The 18,453-nt window shown below is 48.1% G+C and carries 16 protein-coding genes; 7 read left to right on the plus strand and 9 right to left on the minus strand.

Annotated elements, in window-relative coordinates; all coding sequences use genetic code 11:
• Window positions 1-25: 25 nt before the first annotated feature.
• The 6 genes from B6A39_RS10435 (at window position 26) to B6A39_RS10460 (ending at window position 4,577) form a co-directional block, all read left to right on the plus strand.
• On the plus strand, window positions 26-748 hold the full coding sequence (locus B6A39_RS10435; RefSeq protein WP_083005129.1) for an SDR family oxidoreductase: 723 nt from the start codon (window positions 26-28) through the stop codon (window positions 746-748).
• A gap of 26 nt (window positions 749-774) precedes the next feature.
• Complete coding sequence (locus tag B6A39_RS10440) at window positions 775-1,257, plus strand: carboxymuconolactone decarboxylase family protein (RefSeq protein WP_083005133.1); 483 nt, start codon at window positions 775-777, stop codon at window positions 1,255-1,257.
• 2 nt (window positions 1,258-1,259) lie between these two features.
• Complete coding sequence (locus tag B6A39_RS10445; RefSeq protein WP_083005136.1) at window positions 1,260-1,607, plus strand: Atu4866 domain-containing protein; 348 nt, start codon at window positions 1,260-1,262, stop codon at window positions 1,605-1,607.
• A gap of 44 nt (window positions 1,608-1,651) precedes the next feature.
• Window positions 1,652-1,924 carry an EF-hand domain-containing protein gene (locus B6A39_RS10450; protein WP_083005139.1) on the plus strand — a complete coding sequence of 91 codons (273 nt, stop codon included), beginning with the start codon at window positions 1,652-1,654 and terminating at the stop codon, window positions 1,922-1,924.
• 665 nt (window positions 1,925-2,589) lie between these two features.
• Complete coding sequence (locus B6A39_RS10455; protein WP_083005143.1) at window positions 2,590-3,264, plus strand: response regulator transcription factor; 675 nt, start codon at window positions 2,590-2,592, stop codon at window positions 3,262-3,264.
• Window positions 3,261-4,577: a sensor histidine kinase gene (locus B6A39_RS10460; RefSeq protein WP_083005146.1), complete on the plus strand. Its 1,317-nt coding sequence runs from the start codon at window positions 3,261-3,263 to the stop codon at window positions 4,575-4,577. The genes B6A39_RS10455 and B6A39_RS10460 overlap by 4 nt, the downstream gene beginning before the upstream one ends.
• Window positions 4,578-4,739: 162 nt before the next feature.
• Here B6A39_RS10460 and ampC read toward each other — a convergent pair whose 3' ends face one another.
• From ampC to B6A39_RS10510, 9 genes are all read right to left on the minus strand, one after another.
• Window positions 4,740-5,927 (minus strand): class C beta-lactamase, encoded by a 1,188-nt coding sequence (gene ampC / locus B6A39_RS10465; RefSeq protein ID WP_083005149.1) that lies wholly within the window; start codon window positions 5,925-5,927, stop codon window positions 4,740-4,742.
• Between the two features lie 468 nt (window positions 5,928-6,395).
• Window positions 6,396-8,627 carry a prolyl oligopeptidase family serine peptidase gene (locus B6A39_RS10470; protein ID WP_083005153.1) on the minus strand — a complete coding sequence of 744 codons (2,232 nt, stop codon included), beginning with the start codon at window positions 8,625-8,627 and terminating at the stop codon, window positions 6,396-6,398.
• Between the two features lie 1,126 nt (window positions 8,628-9,753).
• Entirely contained in the window at window positions 9,754-11,715 is a 1,962-nt protein-coding gene (locus B6A39_RS10480) for a 2Fe-2S iron-sulfur cluster-binding protein (RefSeq protein ID WP_083005159.1), read from the minus strand.
• An 81-nt stretch (window positions 11,716-11,796) separates the two neighbouring features.
• A complete protein-coding gene (locus tag B6A39_RS10485; protein WP_083005162.1) occupies window positions 11,797-12,420 on the minus strand; it encodes a glutathione S-transferase family protein in 624 nt (207 codons plus the stop codon).
• A gap of 126 nt (window positions 12,421-12,546) precedes the next feature.
• A complete protein-coding gene (locus tag B6A39_RS10490; RefSeq protein ID WP_083005166.1) occupies window positions 12,547-13,455 on the minus strand; it encodes a LysR family transcriptional regulator in 909 nt (302 codons plus the stop codon).
• Between the two features lie 2 nt (window positions 13,456-13,457).
• Window positions 13,458-14,351 carry a LysR substrate-binding domain-containing protein gene (locus tag B6A39_RS10495; protein WP_232318696.1) on the minus strand — a complete coding sequence of 298 codons (894 nt, stop codon included), beginning with the start codon at window positions 14,349-14,351 and terminating at the stop codon, window positions 13,458-13,460.
• Window positions 14,352-14,675: 324 nt separating this feature from the next.
• A complete protein-coding gene (locus tag B6A39_RS10500) occupies window positions 14,676-15,416 on the minus strand; it encodes a CPBP family glutamic-type intramembrane protease (RefSeq protein WP_083005173.1) in 741 nt (246 codons plus the stop codon).
• 10 nt (window positions 15,417-15,426) lie between these two features.
• Complete coding sequence (locus B6A39_RS10505; protein WP_083005176.1) at window positions 15,427-15,663, minus strand: hypothetical protein; 237 nt, start codon at window positions 15,661-15,663, stop codon at window positions 15,427-15,429.
• Window positions 15,664-15,908: 245 nt separating this feature from the next.
• Window positions 15,909-16,868, minus strand: coding sequence for an AraC family transcriptional regulator (locus B6A39_RS10510; RefSeq protein WP_083005180.1), 960 nt, complete (start codon window positions 16,866-16,868; stop codon window positions 15,909-15,911).
• Window positions 16,869-17,254: 386 nt separating this feature from the next.
• Here B6A39_RS10510 and B6A39_RS10515 point away from each other — a divergent pair, with 386 nt between their 5' ends.
• Window positions 17,255-18,451 carry an efflux RND transporter periplasmic adaptor subunit gene (locus B6A39_RS10515; RefSeq protein ID WP_083005184.1) on the plus strand — a complete coding sequence of 399 codons (1,197 nt, stop codon included), beginning with the start codon at window positions 17,255-17,257 and terminating at the stop codon, window positions 18,449-18,451.
• Window positions 18,452-18,453 lie beyond the last annotated feature (2 nt).

Here is an 18,453-nt window from a genome sequence, read left to right on the forward strand (position 1 = left end):
AAGTTCCTCCTAAGGAGTTATTCTGATGAGCAAAGTAATTCTAATCACCGGTGCCAGTAGCGGCATTGGCGAAGCAACCGCACAACAGCTGGCCAAACAAGGCCATCATCTAGTCATTGGTGCGCGCCGCATTGAGCGCCTCGAGGCACTTGCACAAAGCATCCGGTCCGAAGGCGGCAGCGTAGAGTGTCGATCACTAGACGTCACCCAGCGCGAGGAAGTACAGGCTTTTGCCGATGCCGCTCTTAATTTCCATGGCCGCATTGATGTAATCATCAACAACGCTGGCGTCATGCCACTTTCCCCTTTAGCTTCCCTAAAGGTAACTGAATGGGACCGTATGATCGACGTCAACATCCGCGGAGTAATGTATGGCATTGCCGCCGTGCTGCCCACCATGCAGGCACAAGGCAGTGGGCATGTAATTAATATCTCTTCTATAGGGGGCCTCTACGTAGTACCCACCGCCGCGATCTATTGCGCTACAAAATACGCTGTACGGGCAATTTCCGATGGATTACGTCAGGAGCATGACAATCTGCGCGTTACATGCGTTTATCCAGGAGTTGTGGAGTCTGAGTTAGCTGACTCTATTACTGATGTTGGTGCGGCTGAAGCGATGAAAAATTTTCGCCAGATCTCTCTCAAGCCACACGCCATTGCCGCAGCTATTGACCATGTTATTGCCCAACCCGACGAAGTGGACACCAGCGATATTGTAGTTCGCCCCACCGCAAGCCAAGCATAAACAGCTAAAACCTGAGGATAAAGACAATGCTTTTACGCACTACACCAGCAGTTAAAACTTTTACCAGTCTTCTTTTTGCTACAACGCTACTCTTATCCTTGTCAGCAGAGGCTACCACCACTGAGGAACGCAGTGAGCGAGGAAAAGCAGTAATCCTACATCTCAATAATGGTGAAACCCAACCAAACCTTGAGGCCATGCGGCAGGAATTTCCTTTCCTCGCCGAGGCAACGGAGGCCTATGCCTTAGGCGATGTTTGGGGAAGGAATGTACTTGATGATCGCACACGACAAATCGCAATGGTCGCATCAATGGCATCCCTGGGTGAAATTAGCATTATGCGCGTTCACGCCAACTATGCATTGAATATTGGCGTGTCAGAGGAAGAGTTGAAAGAAGTTGTTTATATGACAACAGTGTCGGCAGGCTTTCCGCGTGCTATTGCTGCCTCGCAAGCACTTTCACAGCTATTTTCGGAGCGAGGTTCAAATGTCCAAACAAGAGATTAGCGATGTTTTCTAAAATAAATCTACCATATGCAGCACTACTGTACACGCTGCTATTCAGTATGTTAGCGAATAGTGCTGCAGGTGCAAAATTTATTTCTGGAGATCCAAACATGACAAATCACCCATATATAGGCATGTGGGTTACTGAGGATGGCCACATACGACATAACCTGCAATCGAATGGCCGCTATGTAGAAGCCCGGGGTAAAAGAGAGAGGGCCTACGAAGGGCGCTACCGTGTTACCGGCAATTATATAGAGTATTGGGATGATACGGGATTTACTGCAGACGGAGAATTTATTGATGGCGTGCTTTATCACGCCGGAATGGTACTAACAAGAAAAGAATAGCATCAGCATTATTCATATTACTTACCACTAAAAGGAAAAGATCTATGAAAAATCAAAAAGGTGCTTTATTACTGTTGCTTGCATTATTTTCAGGTACTGTCTACGCCGAAAAAGGCTCTCAAGCCCATGAACCTTTGGTACCTAGCTCTTCAGGCTCAGTGGTCCAGAATACATTTGAGCGGCTCGACTCCAATGGTGATGGCTACATTACTCAGGAAGAGGCTAAGTCAGGAACATTACCTAAAATCTTCTTATTTATGGATCAGAATCAGGACGGTAAAATTTCTCCTAGAGAATTCCATTATCGGGCACATTGAGCCGTCTTAACATCATCTAGATTATTGCTAACTTATAATAAAGGAGAGAGTCTAACTCTCTCCTTTATTTCATCGATGAAGATAATCATTGCAATCATTAAAAGGAATATATCCTAGCAGCATTAAAAATGCAGAATCAGCATCTTAAAAACCAAAAAACCTTTTAAGTTAAGGAAAAGAAACCACTCAACCATCCTCTTATGATACCTCTGGCAGTTCAAGAACTCACTCTAAACTTCCCTATTATCAGCTCCTCACGAATTGGCAGGCACAGGGCGCTTTTGATGAAAAAAACTGAACACAACTCAAAAAGATGACAAAAATAAAGCAGCAGTGAAAGTTCTTAAAATTGGAAAGCGGAAAATTTTATACATTTTTTTAGAATCCACTATAACAGTATAATTATTTTCAACGATCAATAGGTCTAACTCATCAATCCATATATGACTTCTCGAACAAAATAAAGAGTATTTTAAATACAATCAATTAATTGCCACTTGCTTGAACTTGAAATCATAGACAACGTTTTTCAAATAGGACTTCCTAATTTCTATCAAAAAATTTCTGCTAGAATTGCAATGTTGCTGCAATTTAGGTCCTGTAAATTATGACATTTTGGTGTCTCGCCTTGGTGAGCGCACTACTACATGGCAACGAGGTAAATAGTGAGAATCCTATTAGTTGAGGACGAGCTGCAGTTAGCTGATATGTTATGTGCCACTCTGGAGAAAGAGCTATTCATTGTCGATCATGCCCATTCATTGGCAACGGCACAAGAAGCAGCGACTCTAGCCTCTTATGAACTAGTCTTGCTGGATCGGAGTCTACCAGACGGTGACGGTTTATCGCTCGTCCCATACCTTCGAAAGCAACATCCTGGCTTACCTATTATTGTGCTCAGCGCGCGTAGTCAAGTATGTGACCGAGTAGTTGGGCTTGACAAGGGTGCAGATGATTACCTTGTCAAACCTTTTTCACTTGACGAAATGTTTGCTCGTATCCGCGCAATTAGGCGGCGCCCTGTCGACATGGCCGTTGAAAATATTCGTGCGGCTTCCCTCATATTCGATCTCTCTAATGATGAAGTCACTGTGTCTGGAAAGCGTCTAGAGCTACCACGCCGTGAGCTTCGTGTGTTAGCGGCTTTAATGAAGAGGCGAGGCAGGACAGTGCTAAGAGAGTCATTAGAACAAGCAGTATATGGTTTCAACGACGAAATTCAATCGAACACGCTCGACTCGCATATTTCTCGGCTCCGTCGCAAACTAGGTGAAGCCGAGGCAGGGATTGAAATTCATGCGATCCGAGGCGTTGGTTATTTATTACGTGAGACGCTGTGAAAAAAACTCCCTCTCTCAAAAGACCGTTAATCGTCTACCCCCTGATTTTTCATCTGATCACACTGATGATCTCATTTGCTATTCTCATTGCTGTGGCCATTCGCATCGATAGCGGTGGTCCGTATGTCGATGAGCAAATCACCTCTATTATTGCGCGAGCTATAGTACGCCAAGACGATGGTCAACTTGCCGTTAACATGACGCAAGAATTAGTGGAGCTGCGGGATACGACTAAAGACTTATGGTTCGTTTCTTCAGACGACACTGGTCAATATGTCACATTTGGGGAGGTTCCTCCCCATTATTCATCACTTATAACCAGGTTGGGTGACTTATCCTATGCCCAGCTCAGGGCTCGTGAGGCACCATACAATGTGGCTGCAGTGATTCGTAGGGAATCCGGACCAGCAGGGACGCTGACAATTCTTGGACATGGCAAGCTCAATGATTTGAAGTTTATTGTTTTTACGGCTTCCAATTTAGTAATCTTACCGATCTTTATTTTGCTGGCTATCACCTCCTGTGTTGTCACGCCATGGATTGTAAGGCGTTCATTAGCTGGCGTCTCTCGTATAGCAGTTGAAGCCGAGCAGATAGACACGATTAGACGCGGTAGACGATTGAGTGAGGAACATGTGCCATCAGAGATAGTGCCTCTTGTCGGCGCCGTAAACAATGCCCTAAGACGACTTGATGAGGGGTATGAACGTCAGCGGCAATTTATTGCATCGGCGGCTCACGAACTGCGCACTCCTATAACAATTCTAAGTATTAAAGTAGATAAAACAGTTAATAAGGATATGCTTAAACTACGTGCAGATGTACATCGTCTAGCTACATTGGCAGAGCAGCTACTCGACCTTCAGCGGCTCGATATCAATATGATTGAGGAGGAGTTAGATCTAGTCGAATTAATTAGAAGGGTTGTTGGTGACTTGGCTCCGCTGTTAATAGCATCGAACCGAACCATTGAGGTGCAAACTGATCGCAGATTACCTTGTCGAGGCGATGCGCCAGCTTTGGAACGTGTATTAACAAATTTGGTCCAAAACGCCGTTGAACATGGCGGTCGCCATATTATAGTTCGTGTAAATGGAGCTACATTTGAAGTGGAAGATGACGGACCAGGAATACCAGCTGAAGAACGTGAACGCGTTTTCGAGCCTTTCCATAGGCTACGCCCACGTTCTACTGGAAGTGGTTTAGGCCTAAATTTAGTGCGACAAGTAGTAGAACGGCATGGAGGACGCGTGTCTATAATTGATGCAGTTTGCCGTGGCACAATAGTAAGGGTCGAACTTGATAAGAGTTGATTGTTAAGCAATCATATCGAAACCTGGATAAGAAACCCTCATCCATTTCAGATGGAACTAAAAAAATAAAGCTCAGATGATCCTATTAATTTACTCACCTGAGCACAACTTACTAAAAACAATTATTGTTAACATCTAATACATAGGGTATGTATGATACCACTAATCTATTGCACCTAATTCTGACAGTATTTGAAAAGCAGATTCAACTCTTGCTTCGTTTGGATAGTTTTTGTTAGCCAGCATGACTAACCCCGTATGCTCACCGGGAATCATTACTACATAAGCAGCAAAGCCACTAGTAGAGCCAGTCTTATTAATCCAAACACTACTTCTCGGCCCCACTGGAGATTCAATCTCTTCTGCACTATTAGGCTCTAGTATCATGTCATACCCATTTCCAGTGAGAAGCGTTTCTAAGGATACTGGCAATGGGTACTCCTCCCAAACAAGTCCCTGTGTCATTTCACCGATTTGGTACTGTCCTTCTTGGGTCGCATCAATTGCTCTTTGAAGTGTATTGTCCAGATTGAGCATACCAAGATTAGCTTGGACGAATTTTGCAAGATCGGTTGCCGTAGTTTTAATACCGTAAGCTTCGTCATCGAGCAAACCAGGTGACACACGTACTGATTCACCGTCTCGATTCTCACCCATAGCATAATGCTGTGCTTGGTCTTCAGGGATACGATACCAAGTATTTTCGAGTCCTAAAGGTATAAATAGCTCGTTGTGCATCGCTGAGACGAAACTATTTTCTATGCTTGCAGCTGTAGCAAGCCCCAGTAGACCAATACTTAAATTTGAATAAGTACGACTTTCGCCAACCTTCTCTGAAGGTTCCCATTGGCGATACCACCTGATCAGTGATTCGTGATCAGTCGCTTCATCAGGTACAAATAATGGAAGACCTCCGCCAGTATAAGTGGCAAGGTTTTTTCCTGTGATTTCGTCAAAGGAGCTACCTTGCAGCTCAGGCATGAAGCGACTTATTGGAGCGTCTAAAGAGAACTCTCCCCTAGCATCAGTAAGTGCAGCTAATGTTGCAGTAAATAGTTTACTAAGCGAGCCAATTTCGAAGATTGTGTTATCATCGACTGGTAAACTTTGATTGCTTTCTGCAACACCATAATTCGCAATGACTGTATTGTTTGGACGTACAATTGCCACTGCCATACCAGGAATATTGTATTGCTCCATAAGTGATTCAACTACTGGATCAATGACGGAGTGGACATCGTTTTCCACAACCTGTGCAACAGCAACATTAGACCCACCTAAAAATCCAAACAACATAAAAGCCTTTAGCTTATTAATATTGCAGATTTTTTCTGTAAATAAACAGATCATTCACATACCTCTCTTCATATATATTGGTTGGAAATTAACCACAAACACCCTTATACAATTCATAGCACAATATGTATTACAGGCGCTTTTAAACATTATAAAAAATATAATTTCGCGTCACAGCTTAAAATGGTAGTATTACTAGAACGCAAATTAATTCTTCAGAATTCTCTTAAAGAAGTAATGCAGTATAAAATGCCCTGGTGAGACAACTGAGACAAGTTCCCAACCCTGATTGCCTAAATCGTTCATTTTAGCACCATCAAGAGTTTCTTCGATGATTAAGTATTCCCAGATCATAATGCTGCTCCTATTAGCTTCTTAAAATCTCACTAAGTACAACATCAGGCGTGCTTACATATTCAACAACCACCTCATACGCCTGAGTCGCCTACAAATGATTAAAATCCTGTTTAAAACGCATCGTATAAACATTTTTATTGAAAGATTTTTATGCTCCCCTTTTCTTTAGTCAACATCTGCGATTTTGAGTCCGGTCCAGTGAGCGGCGAAAGCCCACATATCGGCAAATTCTTCGATAACCATGTCTGTCGGTTTGCCTGCCCCATGACCAGCGCGGGTTTCAACACGCAAGAGATGTGGTCGATCGCCGATATCTGCGGCCTGTAACGTCGCTGCGTACTTGAACGAGTGAGCCGGAACAACCCTATTGTCGGTATCCGCTGTAGTGACAAGAATTGCTGGGTAGCGTACGCCCTCGAGAATCGTGTGCAATGGCGAATAGGAAAGCAAGGTATGGAAATCATCTTCATTTGATGGACTTCCAAACTCCTCAACCCATGTGGAACCACTTGTGAATTTATCGAACCGCAACATATCGAGCACACCTACACCAGGTAGAGCTACAGCAAACAAATCGGGGCGTCGATTGACTACAGCCCCTATCAGCAGACCGCCGTTGGATTCGCCATGTATTGCGAGTCCGTCGGAAGGGGTGATGCCTTGGTCGATTAGATACTCGCCCGCGGCGATGAAATCGTCGAATGAATTCTCTTTGTTACCGCGTCGGCCGTTATGATGCCAAGCTTGGCCGTATTCGCCCCCTCCACGAATGTTTGCTACGGCATAGACGCCGCCCTGCTCTACCCACGCCATTGCAGCGGGTGAAAAATGCGGAACCATGCTAATCCCGAAGCCACCATAGGCATTGAGCATTGTCGGAGCCGGACCTTCAATACCACTGCGGTAGACAACAAAGAGGGGCACCCGAGTGCCATCCTTGGAAATATAAAAATGCGGCTCAACGACGATTGTATTCAGATCCAACTTGATCTTTGGCTCGGCCCAAACTGTGGTGTGGTTTGCATCCACATCTAGTCGCAGAACTGTTAGCGGAGCATCGTAGCTAGTAAAAGCGAAAAATGCTTCTTTCTCGCCCGGACGTCCGCGGACTATCCCGGTACTGCCTGGCCCTGGTAAAGGTACAGCACCATCGAAAGTCCCATTCAACTGGTAAAGCTCGACCTTGGATTGGACATCAATCGTGTAAGTTAAAAGCACCCGATCGCCCAGAATCGCAGAACCACCTTCGCGCAAAACGGCATCAGGCCTTTCAGGAATTAGTTCGTAAAATTCGTGCTGCCTTTGCGACAGATCTATCGTTACAACCCGGCCCCTAGGTGCATCTTTCTGCGTTGCAAAGAAAAGCTTCGTGCCGACGTTTCCTAACAAAACCCAACGGTCGCCATAGCTTTCAACGATGGTTCTCGCGCGCTGATCACCGGAGGTGAGATCGGTCACCGTCACCGCAACTCCCCCAGTCAGTGCGGAAGTATAGATAATAAGATAGCGGCCATCCGACGTGACATCGGCAGTGTGCAGTAGTGGTCGGTCCGTCGTCGGTGCATGCACGATTTGATCTTCCGACTGCGGAGTACCAATCCGGTGAAAGTAGACGGCGTGACCTTCTACGCTGGCGCTAAAATCTGCATCCGATGCAGGCTCAGGAAATCGAGAATAGTAGAATCCTGATCCATTGGGATGCCAAGCGATAGTAGTGAATCGAGCCCATTCGACACTATCGTCTAGTATCTCCTTCGTAGATGTGTCCATCACACGGATGGTCCGCCAATCCGACCCGCTGTCTTGCATGGCAAAAGCAACAAACGCGCCATCAGCGGAAGCCGCCCATTCAGCTAGAGCCATGGTCCCGTCTTGGGACCAAGTATTGGGATCGATAAGCATTTGGTTCGCCCCATCGGCACCTTGACGCATCAAAAGCTGAGGCTGATTATTGAGGCCTCCACTACGGGTAAAAAAGTATCTGCCTTTACGCTCAATCGGTGGCGTCAAAGTTTCATGATCATACATAGCCGTCAGGCGGCGTTTGAGCACGGCTCGACCGGGTAGATCTTCCAAATAGGGCGCCGAAAGCGAATTTTGCATTTCGATCCATTGGGCTACCTCAACATCTCGGCGTGGGTCGTTTTCTAACCAACGAAATGGGTCTGAGATCGTGACACCAAAATGTTCCTCCTGTATGTCGATTCGACGTGTTTCCGTATAGTTCATCTGCGGATCCTCCTCTGCAACAGCCGGAGCGGTGAAAATGACAAATAAAGTCACGGCGCATCGAAAAAGTTGTATCGTTAGCTTGAGACGTTTCTTACGTACCGATATTTTTCCGTGCAATGCGCTGGTGAGTGTGAACCCAGAATTCCAAGCTGATTTTACTGTCATAGCTAGTTCCCTTGTTCTCTCAGGCTGCGCCAGTCGGTGCTACCTTAAGTCAGATGCCACCTACAGGCGATGGCATCAAAAATTGGCAGTCTCTCGACTACCCGGATCGATAAAGCGATCCGGGTAGTCGCGCCTTCTGAAATCTCGGACATCCCGATATTGATGACCAGTCTGAAATCCTTGTAAACGAGGCGCAATGTGGCCGCTTTAACAGGCCTTCTATTTTTGAATATATTGTCTAAATATCATTGAAAGCTTTTTATTCTCAGCATTCCCTTCTATTAGGGTCACGATCACAACGCTGTTGACGTGCTCTATCGGACATAATCTGAGCGTCTCTAGCAATCTCTGAGGTAATGCGGGTTCGCTCCAGCGATTCACGCTGCTTGACATCGCGCCTGTGTTGCTGTGTCAACATGCATTCACTATATGCAGCTGAGCCGTACTGCGCTCCAAAGCTAGAGCATGTATTGGCGTCTTCCTGAAAGTTGGCTTGTTGACGCTCAGCATTTGTAACGCATCCTGATAGGCTGACGCTGCAGATCAAAGCGGCTAGGCTCAACGGCAACAAGAATCGGCGGTCTGAACGATAACTATTAGGCAGCATCTCAAAGCACTCCTTTTAGGTAAGCTTAACAATTCAGCTTGGGAAATAATTCCCAAACCGCGTCAATGGAGATTATCCTGGAGAAAGATTGCGTGAACATTGAGTAGTTGTAATATCTCAAGTCTTTTACTTCCCTATCACCTCACCTTATATACACTCAGAATGCCAAAACTATTGAAAATCATAGAGGTAAAATCAACTGCCTAAGCAAATGAATAAAATGATCTATTTCGTAAACCGAGCCGATTTAGTCATATCGCTACTTCTTTAGAAAGCGAGAAAAATTTACACGGATTTATCATACTCCAGGACCCGCAAAGTCATGAATTTCTATGCACAGCCAAAGGCACTTAATTTAAAAGCGTACTTAAAAGTGCTAACGATGAATCCATCACCAGGATATAAAGCTAATGGATACTGTATACAATCCTACGAGACACCAGCAGCTTAACTAATATTTATTATGCAGCATCTCTTGTACGCTTTCTTATTTTTAAGTTAGTTAAAAAAACAGATGATCTAAGCAGACTGGAGTACAATTTCTATATTCCCTGATCGTGCCGATGGACGGGCACTGCATAGTAAAACTTTGTTTTTGGATGCTAATATAGCTTCTGGATATGTCACCTCACCTGCGGCCAACGTACACTCGCACACTCCACAACTACCGCTGCGGCACCCATAAGCGGGCTGTAGACCGGCTTTCTCGGCGGTTTCTAGCAGGCTTTCGCCGGGCTGCCATTGGGCAACAACGCGTTGATGAGTAAAACTAACGCCCACTGGCTGTTCGGCGACGGGCACTACGTACGCCTTGGTAAGCGCCGAAGGGCCGAATGCTTCGGTATGTATATTTTCGGTCAAAAATCCAAGCGCTAGCGCCTCCTGATGGTAGCGCTGAACAAAGGCAGCAGGACCACAAAGATACAGCTGCAACGCCGATACCTCATGATCAGTAACAACCGATTTCAGCGAAACTCGGCCTGGAACCCATCCATTAGGAGCATCTTCTGACCCCGTCAAGTGACGTCTTAAATGCAATCCGCGCGCCTGCAGGTCGAGCAACTCATCCCCGAAAGGTGCTTCGGCCACATTGCGCACGCTGTGAATCAACGTCACCGAACCACGATCTGCATCGATTAACTCATGCGCTAGGCTTACTAAAGGCGTAATACCGATGCCACCACCCAGTAGCACCCAATGGTCACTCTTCGAGCCGCTGGTCTCCACAGTAAAAGATCCCGTTGGTTGGCTGACGGCTAACTCCGCCCCCACGTTTAGCGCTTTGTGTAAGTAACGAGAGCCTTCACCGTCTGCCTTGATACTGATGCGATAGATTGTTTCGCGGCTACTGCCCGATAATGTATAGCTGCGCACCAGCGGAGTTCCATCTAAGCGAGGCACACGCAGCGTAATGAATTGCCCCGCTTTAAAAGGTACTAATGCTTTTCCCTGCAAATAGAAGGAACGAATCTCAGGCGTCTCCTGCACCACGTCCACCACCCGAACGCGCTGCTGAGCGGAAGGTTTAAGCGGTTGCCAAGGCCCAAGTGAATCCGCTTCGACAGCCAATTCATTCGCATAGCTACGCCAGCGCATGATGCTCGGCCGCCACACGATATGTCTTGGTGTCAAGGACCAGTAACGCTCAGCACCAGGGTAATGCGCCCCGACTGTTTCCTCATCCACAAGCCGTGCCTCACCAGATAGATGAAGCATATCTCCACTGGCAAAATCAGGTATTACCAAGGCTGCGCGCCCGTTAGCCAATACATTGCCCAACGTATTGAAGAAGCGGTTGCCCGAAAAGTCTGGAAGAATCAGATCAGCCCCCTGACGACGTATAAAGCCCGCTCGTCCACCGCGATGGGAAGCATCCACCTGCAAGCCCTTTTCGGTATGAGCGTAGCTGCCTACGAAAGCCGTGAGTGACCGATCAATATGTGTTAGCACCGGCTCAGGCAACTTATCAAGAGACGAGTCACGCATAGTCAGCACCGTCCCAGGCTGAGGCAGCACCGACTTCATCGTTGACCAGTCATGAATGTACTGGGGGCAATTGCCAAACGCATGAGTTACTTCAAGATGCCAATGGCCATCTGAGCCTCGCAACAAGCCGTTTACCCGGTTACGGCGGCGTGTATGCAGCTCAATGCCCAGCAACCCCAGGCTAGCACCGCTAGTAAGCAAAGGTGCAATAGGGTCATCAGAAGGCGGCACTGCGTTTAATTCGAGCCGGCTTTCATCAGGCGCATTCACAAAACCCGGCGCCCCTTCCAGTAGAGTCACCCAAGGCCAGTCCTCAACATCTACCGCTGCTACCGACACAAACGGCAACTGAGGGAAAAATTGCTGAAGCTGGGACGTTAAAAAAGGCCGCATTACTTTGCTACCAATCTCTGCCATTTGTTGCTCTGCACCGATTAAACGCTGCAAGGCGACCTCGCCCGAATGCCATGGGCTATTGGTATCGGCATTGTTCACTCTCGACTCCTAACGGGAAGGTTACCCGCTCCACACTGAGACTTTATATAGGTTGGCTTAGCCATTAAGTCTAACTTAACCTTAATTCAGCAATCCCACCTTGGTCACGCCCATTGGCACGAAGCCTTCCAGTGCTTCGATGCGCTGCAACCAGGCGCGTATATGCGAGTATGGTTCTAAAGACACATTGCCTTCCGGCGCGTGAGCTATATAGCTGTAGAGAGAAATCTCAGCCAGGGTGGCTTGGTCGCCCGTAAGGAAGTCTTGCTGTGACAAATGCGCATCAACAATCTTGAATAGCTCATGCGCATCGGCAATAAGTGGTTCAGGATCGAAAGGAGCATTAAAGACGGTGACCAAGCGAGCCTTCATGGCCGAATTTGCCAATGGCCCAGCCGCCACGGATAACCAGCGCTGCACCTGAGCTTGTTGGAACGGGTCATTTGGCAGCCAGCGACCAGCACCATAGCGACGTTCGAGATAGACCAAAATGGCATTGGAATCGGACAGAATAGCGCCTTGGTCATCAAGCACCGGTACCTGGGCAAAGGCGTTCATATTTAAGAAAGGCGCTGACTTATGCTCACCTGCTGCAAGGTCGATCTCAACGAAGGTGGCGGGCAACCCTAGCAGCGAAAGCATTAGCTCAATACGGTGACAGTGACCAGAAAGCGCGTGACGGTAGACCTTAATAGTACCGGACATTCTTAGCTCCTTAATGAGCAGTTTCAAGACTTAATAAGCATTAATCATGAACTGCTATTTTGAGCTAGAACAAGCACGACAAGAATAACGATTTTAGGCAATAGAAAATTGCTTAGATTGAAATAATCAATCCAGCAACTGTGTTCGTAGCCAGGGGGTCGCTAGCTCTAAAAACGCTATAACACTCGTGGGTGCCCACAGACCAAAAGCGTAGGTTAACGCTAGAGAATCAGCCGCTGGCCAAAAAGCTGTGAGGACAGGCTCAAGCAGGCCCTTCTCGCAAGCCTGACGCGCTTCTAATTGATAGCATCGCACAATGCCAGCACCATCAGTGGCCGCCTGAACCGCTGCCACACTAGAGTTCACGCTCAACTTGGGCTGAAAACGAATGGAGCCATCATTAGCCAAGTGCCAAACCGGCGCCTGCCCCTCCTTTGGACAGTGAATGAGATCGTGTCGAGCCAATTCTTGCACGCAATCAGGCCGACCGGCTTTATCCAGATAACTGGGGCTGGCAAAAAGACCAGTACGTAAGCAACCAAGGGGTCTGGCATATAGAGTTTCGGAAAGGGGTTCAAATGCTAAGCAGATGTGCGCTTGAACCCCTGTATCTTCCAAATGAGAATATTCATCAGCTTGCAAGTAGATCTTTAACTCAGGATACGCGGCTTGCATCATCAGCACTAAAGGCAGCATTAGTGGCTCTATTAACGCCTGAGGTGTCTGCAAGCGTAACGTGCCGTTGAGCTCTAGGTGCTCATGACAGGCATTGGTTTCAGCGTTGGCCACTGCGTGTATTAGCTCATCGGCATGTGACCTCAATTGCTCACCCGCTGATGTCAATGAACTTCCAATAGTTGACCTATTGATTAAAGCAACACCTAAACGCTGTTCTTGCACGCGCAGCAGGCGATGAAGTTTAGACTCCGAGAAACTACACGTTTCAGTAGCTGACTTCACACTACCGTGCTTAGCAACGCTAGAAAGTGCTAATAAAGCCTCAAAACGTAACGCTGATTCAGGGAAAAGTGTCATGTTCAATCACGATAGCCAAGCGCTGGATCTGAACGTAATCGCTTGACAAGAAAATCAACAAAGGTGCGAACGCTAGCAGCGCGCCCACGGCCAGCAGTTACCCAAATATTAATGGGAATGGCTGGCGGCTCAAAGCGTGTTAATACTCGTCGAATTTTACCTTCTGCCTCACTAGCAGCCGCTTGGTAGGACAAAAGCCTAGTAAGCCCTGCACCCGATTCAACTGCTGTTAACGCTGCATGGGTAGCGCTGATGAACAGCCTCGGTGATGGCGTCACTTCAATGCGCTTACCCTTCTCATCAAACCACCATTGATTGCCGAAATGGCAGCCTTGAGCCACCACTGTAGGCAACGTCTCCAGCTCATGTGGGTGCTGGGGCTCGCCATACTTTTTTAACCAGGAGGGACTGGCGCAGACCACATGACGAACTTCACCCACATGTACAACCAAATGCTGGCATCCCTCCGGCACATGACCAATTCGTACCGCGACATCAATGCTTTCCTCTTGCAAATTTACCGGACGATCAATGAGCTGGGCGCGGACTTGCACGTCGGGATATTGTTCTAAGTATTTAACGATTTGAGGCGTGACATAATATTCTCCGAACAATACAGGGGCGGTGACGCTTAAAAGTCCTCGTGGAGAAAGATAACTGCCAGTAGCGGAAGCTTCGGCCTCTGACAGTTGCGCAAGTATTTGTTGAGCATCCATTAGATAACGTCGACCAGCATCAGTTACGCGCACCTGCCTTGTCGTGCGATATAACAAAGCAATACCCAACCGAGCTTCAAGTGCCGCCACCACGCGGGTAACGCGAGGTGGCGACAGCTCAAGCTGCCGTGCAGCGACTGAGAAGCTCTCTGACTGCGCTACTGAAGCAAAAATGCGCATCTCTTCGAATCTATCCAAAGCAAAACCATAATCAACAGTTAATTTTAATCAGCCCACACATTCTACACCCCTATAATTAATAACATAATTACATGTATGAGCAACATTGACTCTTCGGTGGTCCGCTAAACTTTTTCGAATAATCGACTTGGATAAGCAAGCGGTGGGGAAACATCGGGCCGGAAACCCAACAGCTTAAAATTATAATCTTCCAGTGCAAGAAAGCACACATAGAGATTATCACGGCTTCCCCTCATTGCTTCACAGGAACAATGGATGCTCACCTTATTTCAGGGCAGAATATAGTGTTAAGCAACATACGGCTCAACCAATAATGAAATAGGCAACAAGATGTGCAAGTATGTGTGCAATAATTGCAGACTCTAGCCCATAGCGCCAAAAGAGATACCCAGCGATCATACCGAAAAGCGAATTACTAAAAACAATGTAAGCAATGACGCTCAAAGAAACGCTTCCTATTCCTGCAACAATAACAGGAACATGTGACGCTCCAAAAAACAAAGCACTTATAATAATACAAAGCCATACTAAAGCACTTGATGGGTAACCCTTTCCTCGCTGTAGAGCACGCCATGCAACCCAAATAAAAGTCGTCATTAGCCCCCAACGAATGAGCACTTCCTCTGTTATTCCGCCATAGAGAATACGCGCTAGCAATGGTATAGAGCTTGCCTGATTCGCAACGCTAAGCTCTCTTGGAGAAAACTCATAAAAGGCGATAACGATAACTGCACCTAACAGGCCACCAACAACTCCTGGAAGCAATTGAGGAGTAATGGCAGATACCATGGCACTCGGTCTAGCTCTCTTGACCAGTGCAGAAAAAAGTGGAGCATCCAGCCCTACCTTCACACTTAGCAGTGTTCCGATTCCAGAAGCCAGAAGTATCAATACAGCACTTTGAAATACTGTAGCGACTTGTAAGACTTGAAGCGAAATATCGATATCCTCCAAGTCTACAAGCAATGGCAAGGCTAACCAGGATATAGCTAAAGCACCTGGCATGGCAATCAGTGCAACAATAAATGCTAGTTTCCAATTCATAGCCAACTTCTCATTTAAACAAAACAAGCCCCAAACTCATTGAGCCTGAAAAAATATAGATAGAAGCAATGCCTTGTGATTCTAATCGAGGTTTTAAAAACATCAGCAGCTCACCAAGAGTATTCTGATCGTCCTGACCATCAATAATTGCTTCTGCCCAAACAGCTTCAAAATTTAGACCTGCTTTCTGTAAAGACAGAGGCAGGCGAAACCCCATGAATTTATTCACACCTTCATGGTCAAGCATTTTATCCAGACGTCCAAACCTGTCCAGATTTCTATCAGCATTGAAATTGCACGTCTTCCCACGGTGTAGCCACTGGCGTTGCTAGAAGCTGCGGATTAAGTCATATATAGAGCCAAGAAATTCAGCTCAAACCAGATGTGTTTTTACATTTTTTTTGACAAAACAGACCCAACGTCATCCTAAACCTGTTTTAACCACCAGGGTGCGCTTCTTTCTTTTGCAACGACTAGCCATCACACTACTATTTAGGCGGGCTGCGACCCCGCGTATGCCCCTCGCAACTGGCTAACGTCAGAGCGAGGTGGTGCGCCGAACATGCGGCTATATTCTCGGCTGAAGTGGGAAGGGCTTTCATAGCCTACCCGATAGCTTGCGGTGGCCGCCTCGAGCCCCTCCGCCAGCATCAGCCGTCGTGCCTCATGTAGTCGCAGCTTCTTCTGGTACTGCAGGGGCGACATGCGTGTCACTTCTCGGAAGCTGTGATATAGCGTCGATTCGCTCATGTTAACGGTCGCTGCCAATTCACGGATTTTGAGTGGCTGGGCATAGTGCTCTTTAAGTGTGTAAATAACTTGCGCAATCCGATTGGCCTGGGAGTCTGAGGCGGCAAACCGACGCATGTGTGGGCCCATTGCGCCCATTAATGCCCGGTAGATTAACTCTCGTCGTGCCAGCGGTGAAAGCACCTGAATATCTTCTGGGGAGTCGAGTAGGCTTAAGAAGCGATAGAGCGCGCCCTGCATACGGGCATCCATTGGAGCTGATTTTAACCCGCAATTCATCTCAGAGCAGATACCATCACTCCCCGCAGGCGGAGCTTTGTCCCCCAGTTCCAGTATCAGCCCTGCTACCTCCTGAGGATCCACCGAGACCTTTACTGCCAGAAAGGGTTTTTCTGGGGAGGCATGGTCAATCCTGCCTACTACTGGTAAGTCAACGGCACTCGCCATGTAGCTGGGGCCGGTGTATACGATCTCCTTGTCACCCAACAACACAGTTTTGCTGCCCTGAATGACAAAGCATAGGCATGGTTCATAAACAGCGCAGTGAAAACTAGTAGGGGCGTCAGTGCGCACTAGTTGAACCTCGGCAATCGCCGTGTCCTGAAGTGCTTCCAGGGGCGACCAACGGCGGACGATTTGGCTCAATTGCTGAAGCAGCCTGTCGCTGCAATGGGTGATCTGTTCAGGCGCGATAACGGTCACGGGCTCTCCTCCTTAACAGTTTGCAGTATATGCCCTCGCTTGAGGAATCGAAGGCTTTTCGGTTGGTTTTGCAGAATCAGGCAAGCACCCCGTAGAAACCGACAATTCGCACTAAGTGTCATCATGCCCATGCACCGAAATAGGTCGTTATCTCGCCTCATCCTCTTATTTACGCTTTCACTCGCCACGACAGAATTAGGCAATCTTCCCGCAGGAACCTGATACCTCTCCCACGCCCCCTTCACCTATGTTAGCTGATATCCGTTCGGCGCTTGGTCTCTGGTCGAATCTGGCGCTGCTTAAACGACTACATAACTACCAACGCGACACCCATCTATATAACGAACGCCGCTATCGAATACCGGTAGCCAGGGGAGCAAGTCATCATGGGAAGTTTGTCTCAAAGAGCCCGCTTTGCAAGCAGCGGAGCGGTGATCCCGCTTTTGCTAATAACGGTCTTACTAGCCGGCTGTGAGGCCAATAGCGAGGAGGCAGCAGCGCCTTCACCGCCACCAGAGGTTGATGTAGCGGAAGTGGTGGCTCAGCCGATGGTGCTGAGCGAGTCATTCACCGGGCGGGTGGAAGCCGAAGAAACGGTGGAGTTAAGAGCCCGGGTTAGCGGCTATATCCAAGAGGTGGCGTTTGAAGAGGGCGAACTGGTAGAGCAAGGAGACCTGCTATTCCTGATCGACCAGCGGCCTTATCAGGCACGTATAGGTGCCGCCCAAGCGGACCTTGCCCAAGCCAGGAGCCAGCTGGCTCAGGCTGGCAGTGAAGCCGAGCGTGCCCGGGTGTTGTTGGGGCGTCAGGCCATTTCTCAGGAAGTACATGATCAGCGTCAATCGGCGCTAAACAACGCACGCGCCATGGTGGATGCCGCCCAAGCGGCGTTAGATACCGCCGAGCTAGACCTTGAGTATACCCGCATTACCGCACCGGTCAGTGGCCGTGCCGGCCGGACAATGGTAACCCGTGGCAATCTGGCCAATGCCGACCAGAGCCTGCTGACCACGCTGGTAAGCATTGATCCAGTACACGTTTACTTTGAGGCGGATGAGCAGGCCGCATTTGCCAGCCAGACACTATTGACCGATGACGCGACGAATAGCCTGACAATCGAGCTGGGCGGCGACCCGCAGCGGCAGTACACGGGTACCCTGGACTTTATCGACAACCGCTTAAACCCCAATACGGGCACTCTGCAATTCCGGGCGGTGCTGGCTAACCCGGATGGTCGAATTCGGCCTGGAGAGTTTGCACGGGTCGAAATGCCGGTCGCTCGTTTAGAGCAAGCATTACTAGTAGACCGTAAGGCAGTGCTGACCAATCAGGATCGCCGCTATGTCTATATCGTCAATGAGAATAACCTGGCAGAGCAGCGCCAGGTAACCACAGGGCGGCAGGTGGCAGAACGCACCGTCATTACCGATGGGCTCCAAGCGGGTGATCGAGTGATCGTCAATGGCGTGCAAAAGGTGTTCTTCCCCGGAATGGAAGTTAGCCCGCAAAGCTTAGCGGCCGCCCCGGCGGCTGATCTCCCTATTTCCGACGACCAGCCCACCGTTGCGGCCAGGGAGGAGTAAAC

The organism is Halomonas sp. GT (assembly GCF_002082565.1).
Lineage (GTDB): Bacteria > Pseudomonadota > Gammaproteobacteria > Pseudomonadales > Halomonadaceae > Vreelandella.

Excerpts from the sequence above, each read along its gene's own strand:
- B6A39_RS10435 (WP_083005129.1), top strand. The coding sequence starts at position 26 with ATGAGCAAAGTAATTCTAATCACCGGTGCCAGTAGCGGCATTGGCGAA.
- B6A39_RS10440 (WP_083005133.1), top strand. The coding sequence starts at position 775 with ATGCTTTTACGCACTACACCAGCAGTTAAAACTTTTACCAGTCTTCTT.
- B6A39_RS10445 (WP_083005136.1), top strand. The coding sequence starts at position 1,260 with ATGTTTTCTAAAATAAATCTACCATATGCAGCACTACTGTACACGCTG.
- B6A39_RS10450 (WP_083005139.1), top strand. The coding sequence starts at position 1,652 with ATGAAAAATCAAAAAGGTGCTTTATTACTGTTGCTTGCATTATTTTCA.
- ampC (WP_083005149.1), bottom strand. The coding sequence starts at position 5,927 with ATGATCTGTTTATTTACAGAAAAAATCTGCAATATTAATAAGCTAAAG.
- B6A39_RS10470 (WP_083005153.1), bottom strand. The coding sequence starts at position 8,627 with ATGACAGTAAAATCAGCTTGGAATTCTGGGTTCACACTCACCAGCGCA.
- B6A39_RS10485 (WP_083005162.1), bottom strand. The coding sequence starts at position 12,420 with ATGTCCGGTACTATTAAGGTCTACCGTCACGCGCTTTCTGGTCACTGT.
- B6A39_RS10490 (WP_083005166.1), bottom strand. The coding sequence starts at position 13,455 with ATGACACTTTTCCCTGAATCAGCGTTACGTTTTGAGGCTTTATTAGCA.
- B6A39_RS10495 (WP_232318696.1), bottom strand. The coding sequence starts at position 14,351 with ATGCGCATTTTTGCTTCAGTAGCGCAGTCAGAGAGCTTCTCAGTCGCT.
- B6A39_RS10500 (WP_083005173.1), bottom strand. The coding sequence starts at position 15,416 with ATGAATTGGAAACTAGCATTTATTGTTGCACTGATTGCCATGCCAGGT.
- B6A39_RS10505 (WP_083005176.1), bottom strand. The coding sequence starts at position 15,663 with ATGCTTGACCATGAAGGTGTGAATAAATTCATGGGGTTTCGCCTGCCT.
- B6A39_RS10515 (WP_083005184.1), top strand. The coding sequence starts at position 17,255 with ATGGGAAGTTTGTCTCAAAGAGCCCGCTTTGCAAGCAGCGGAGCGGTG.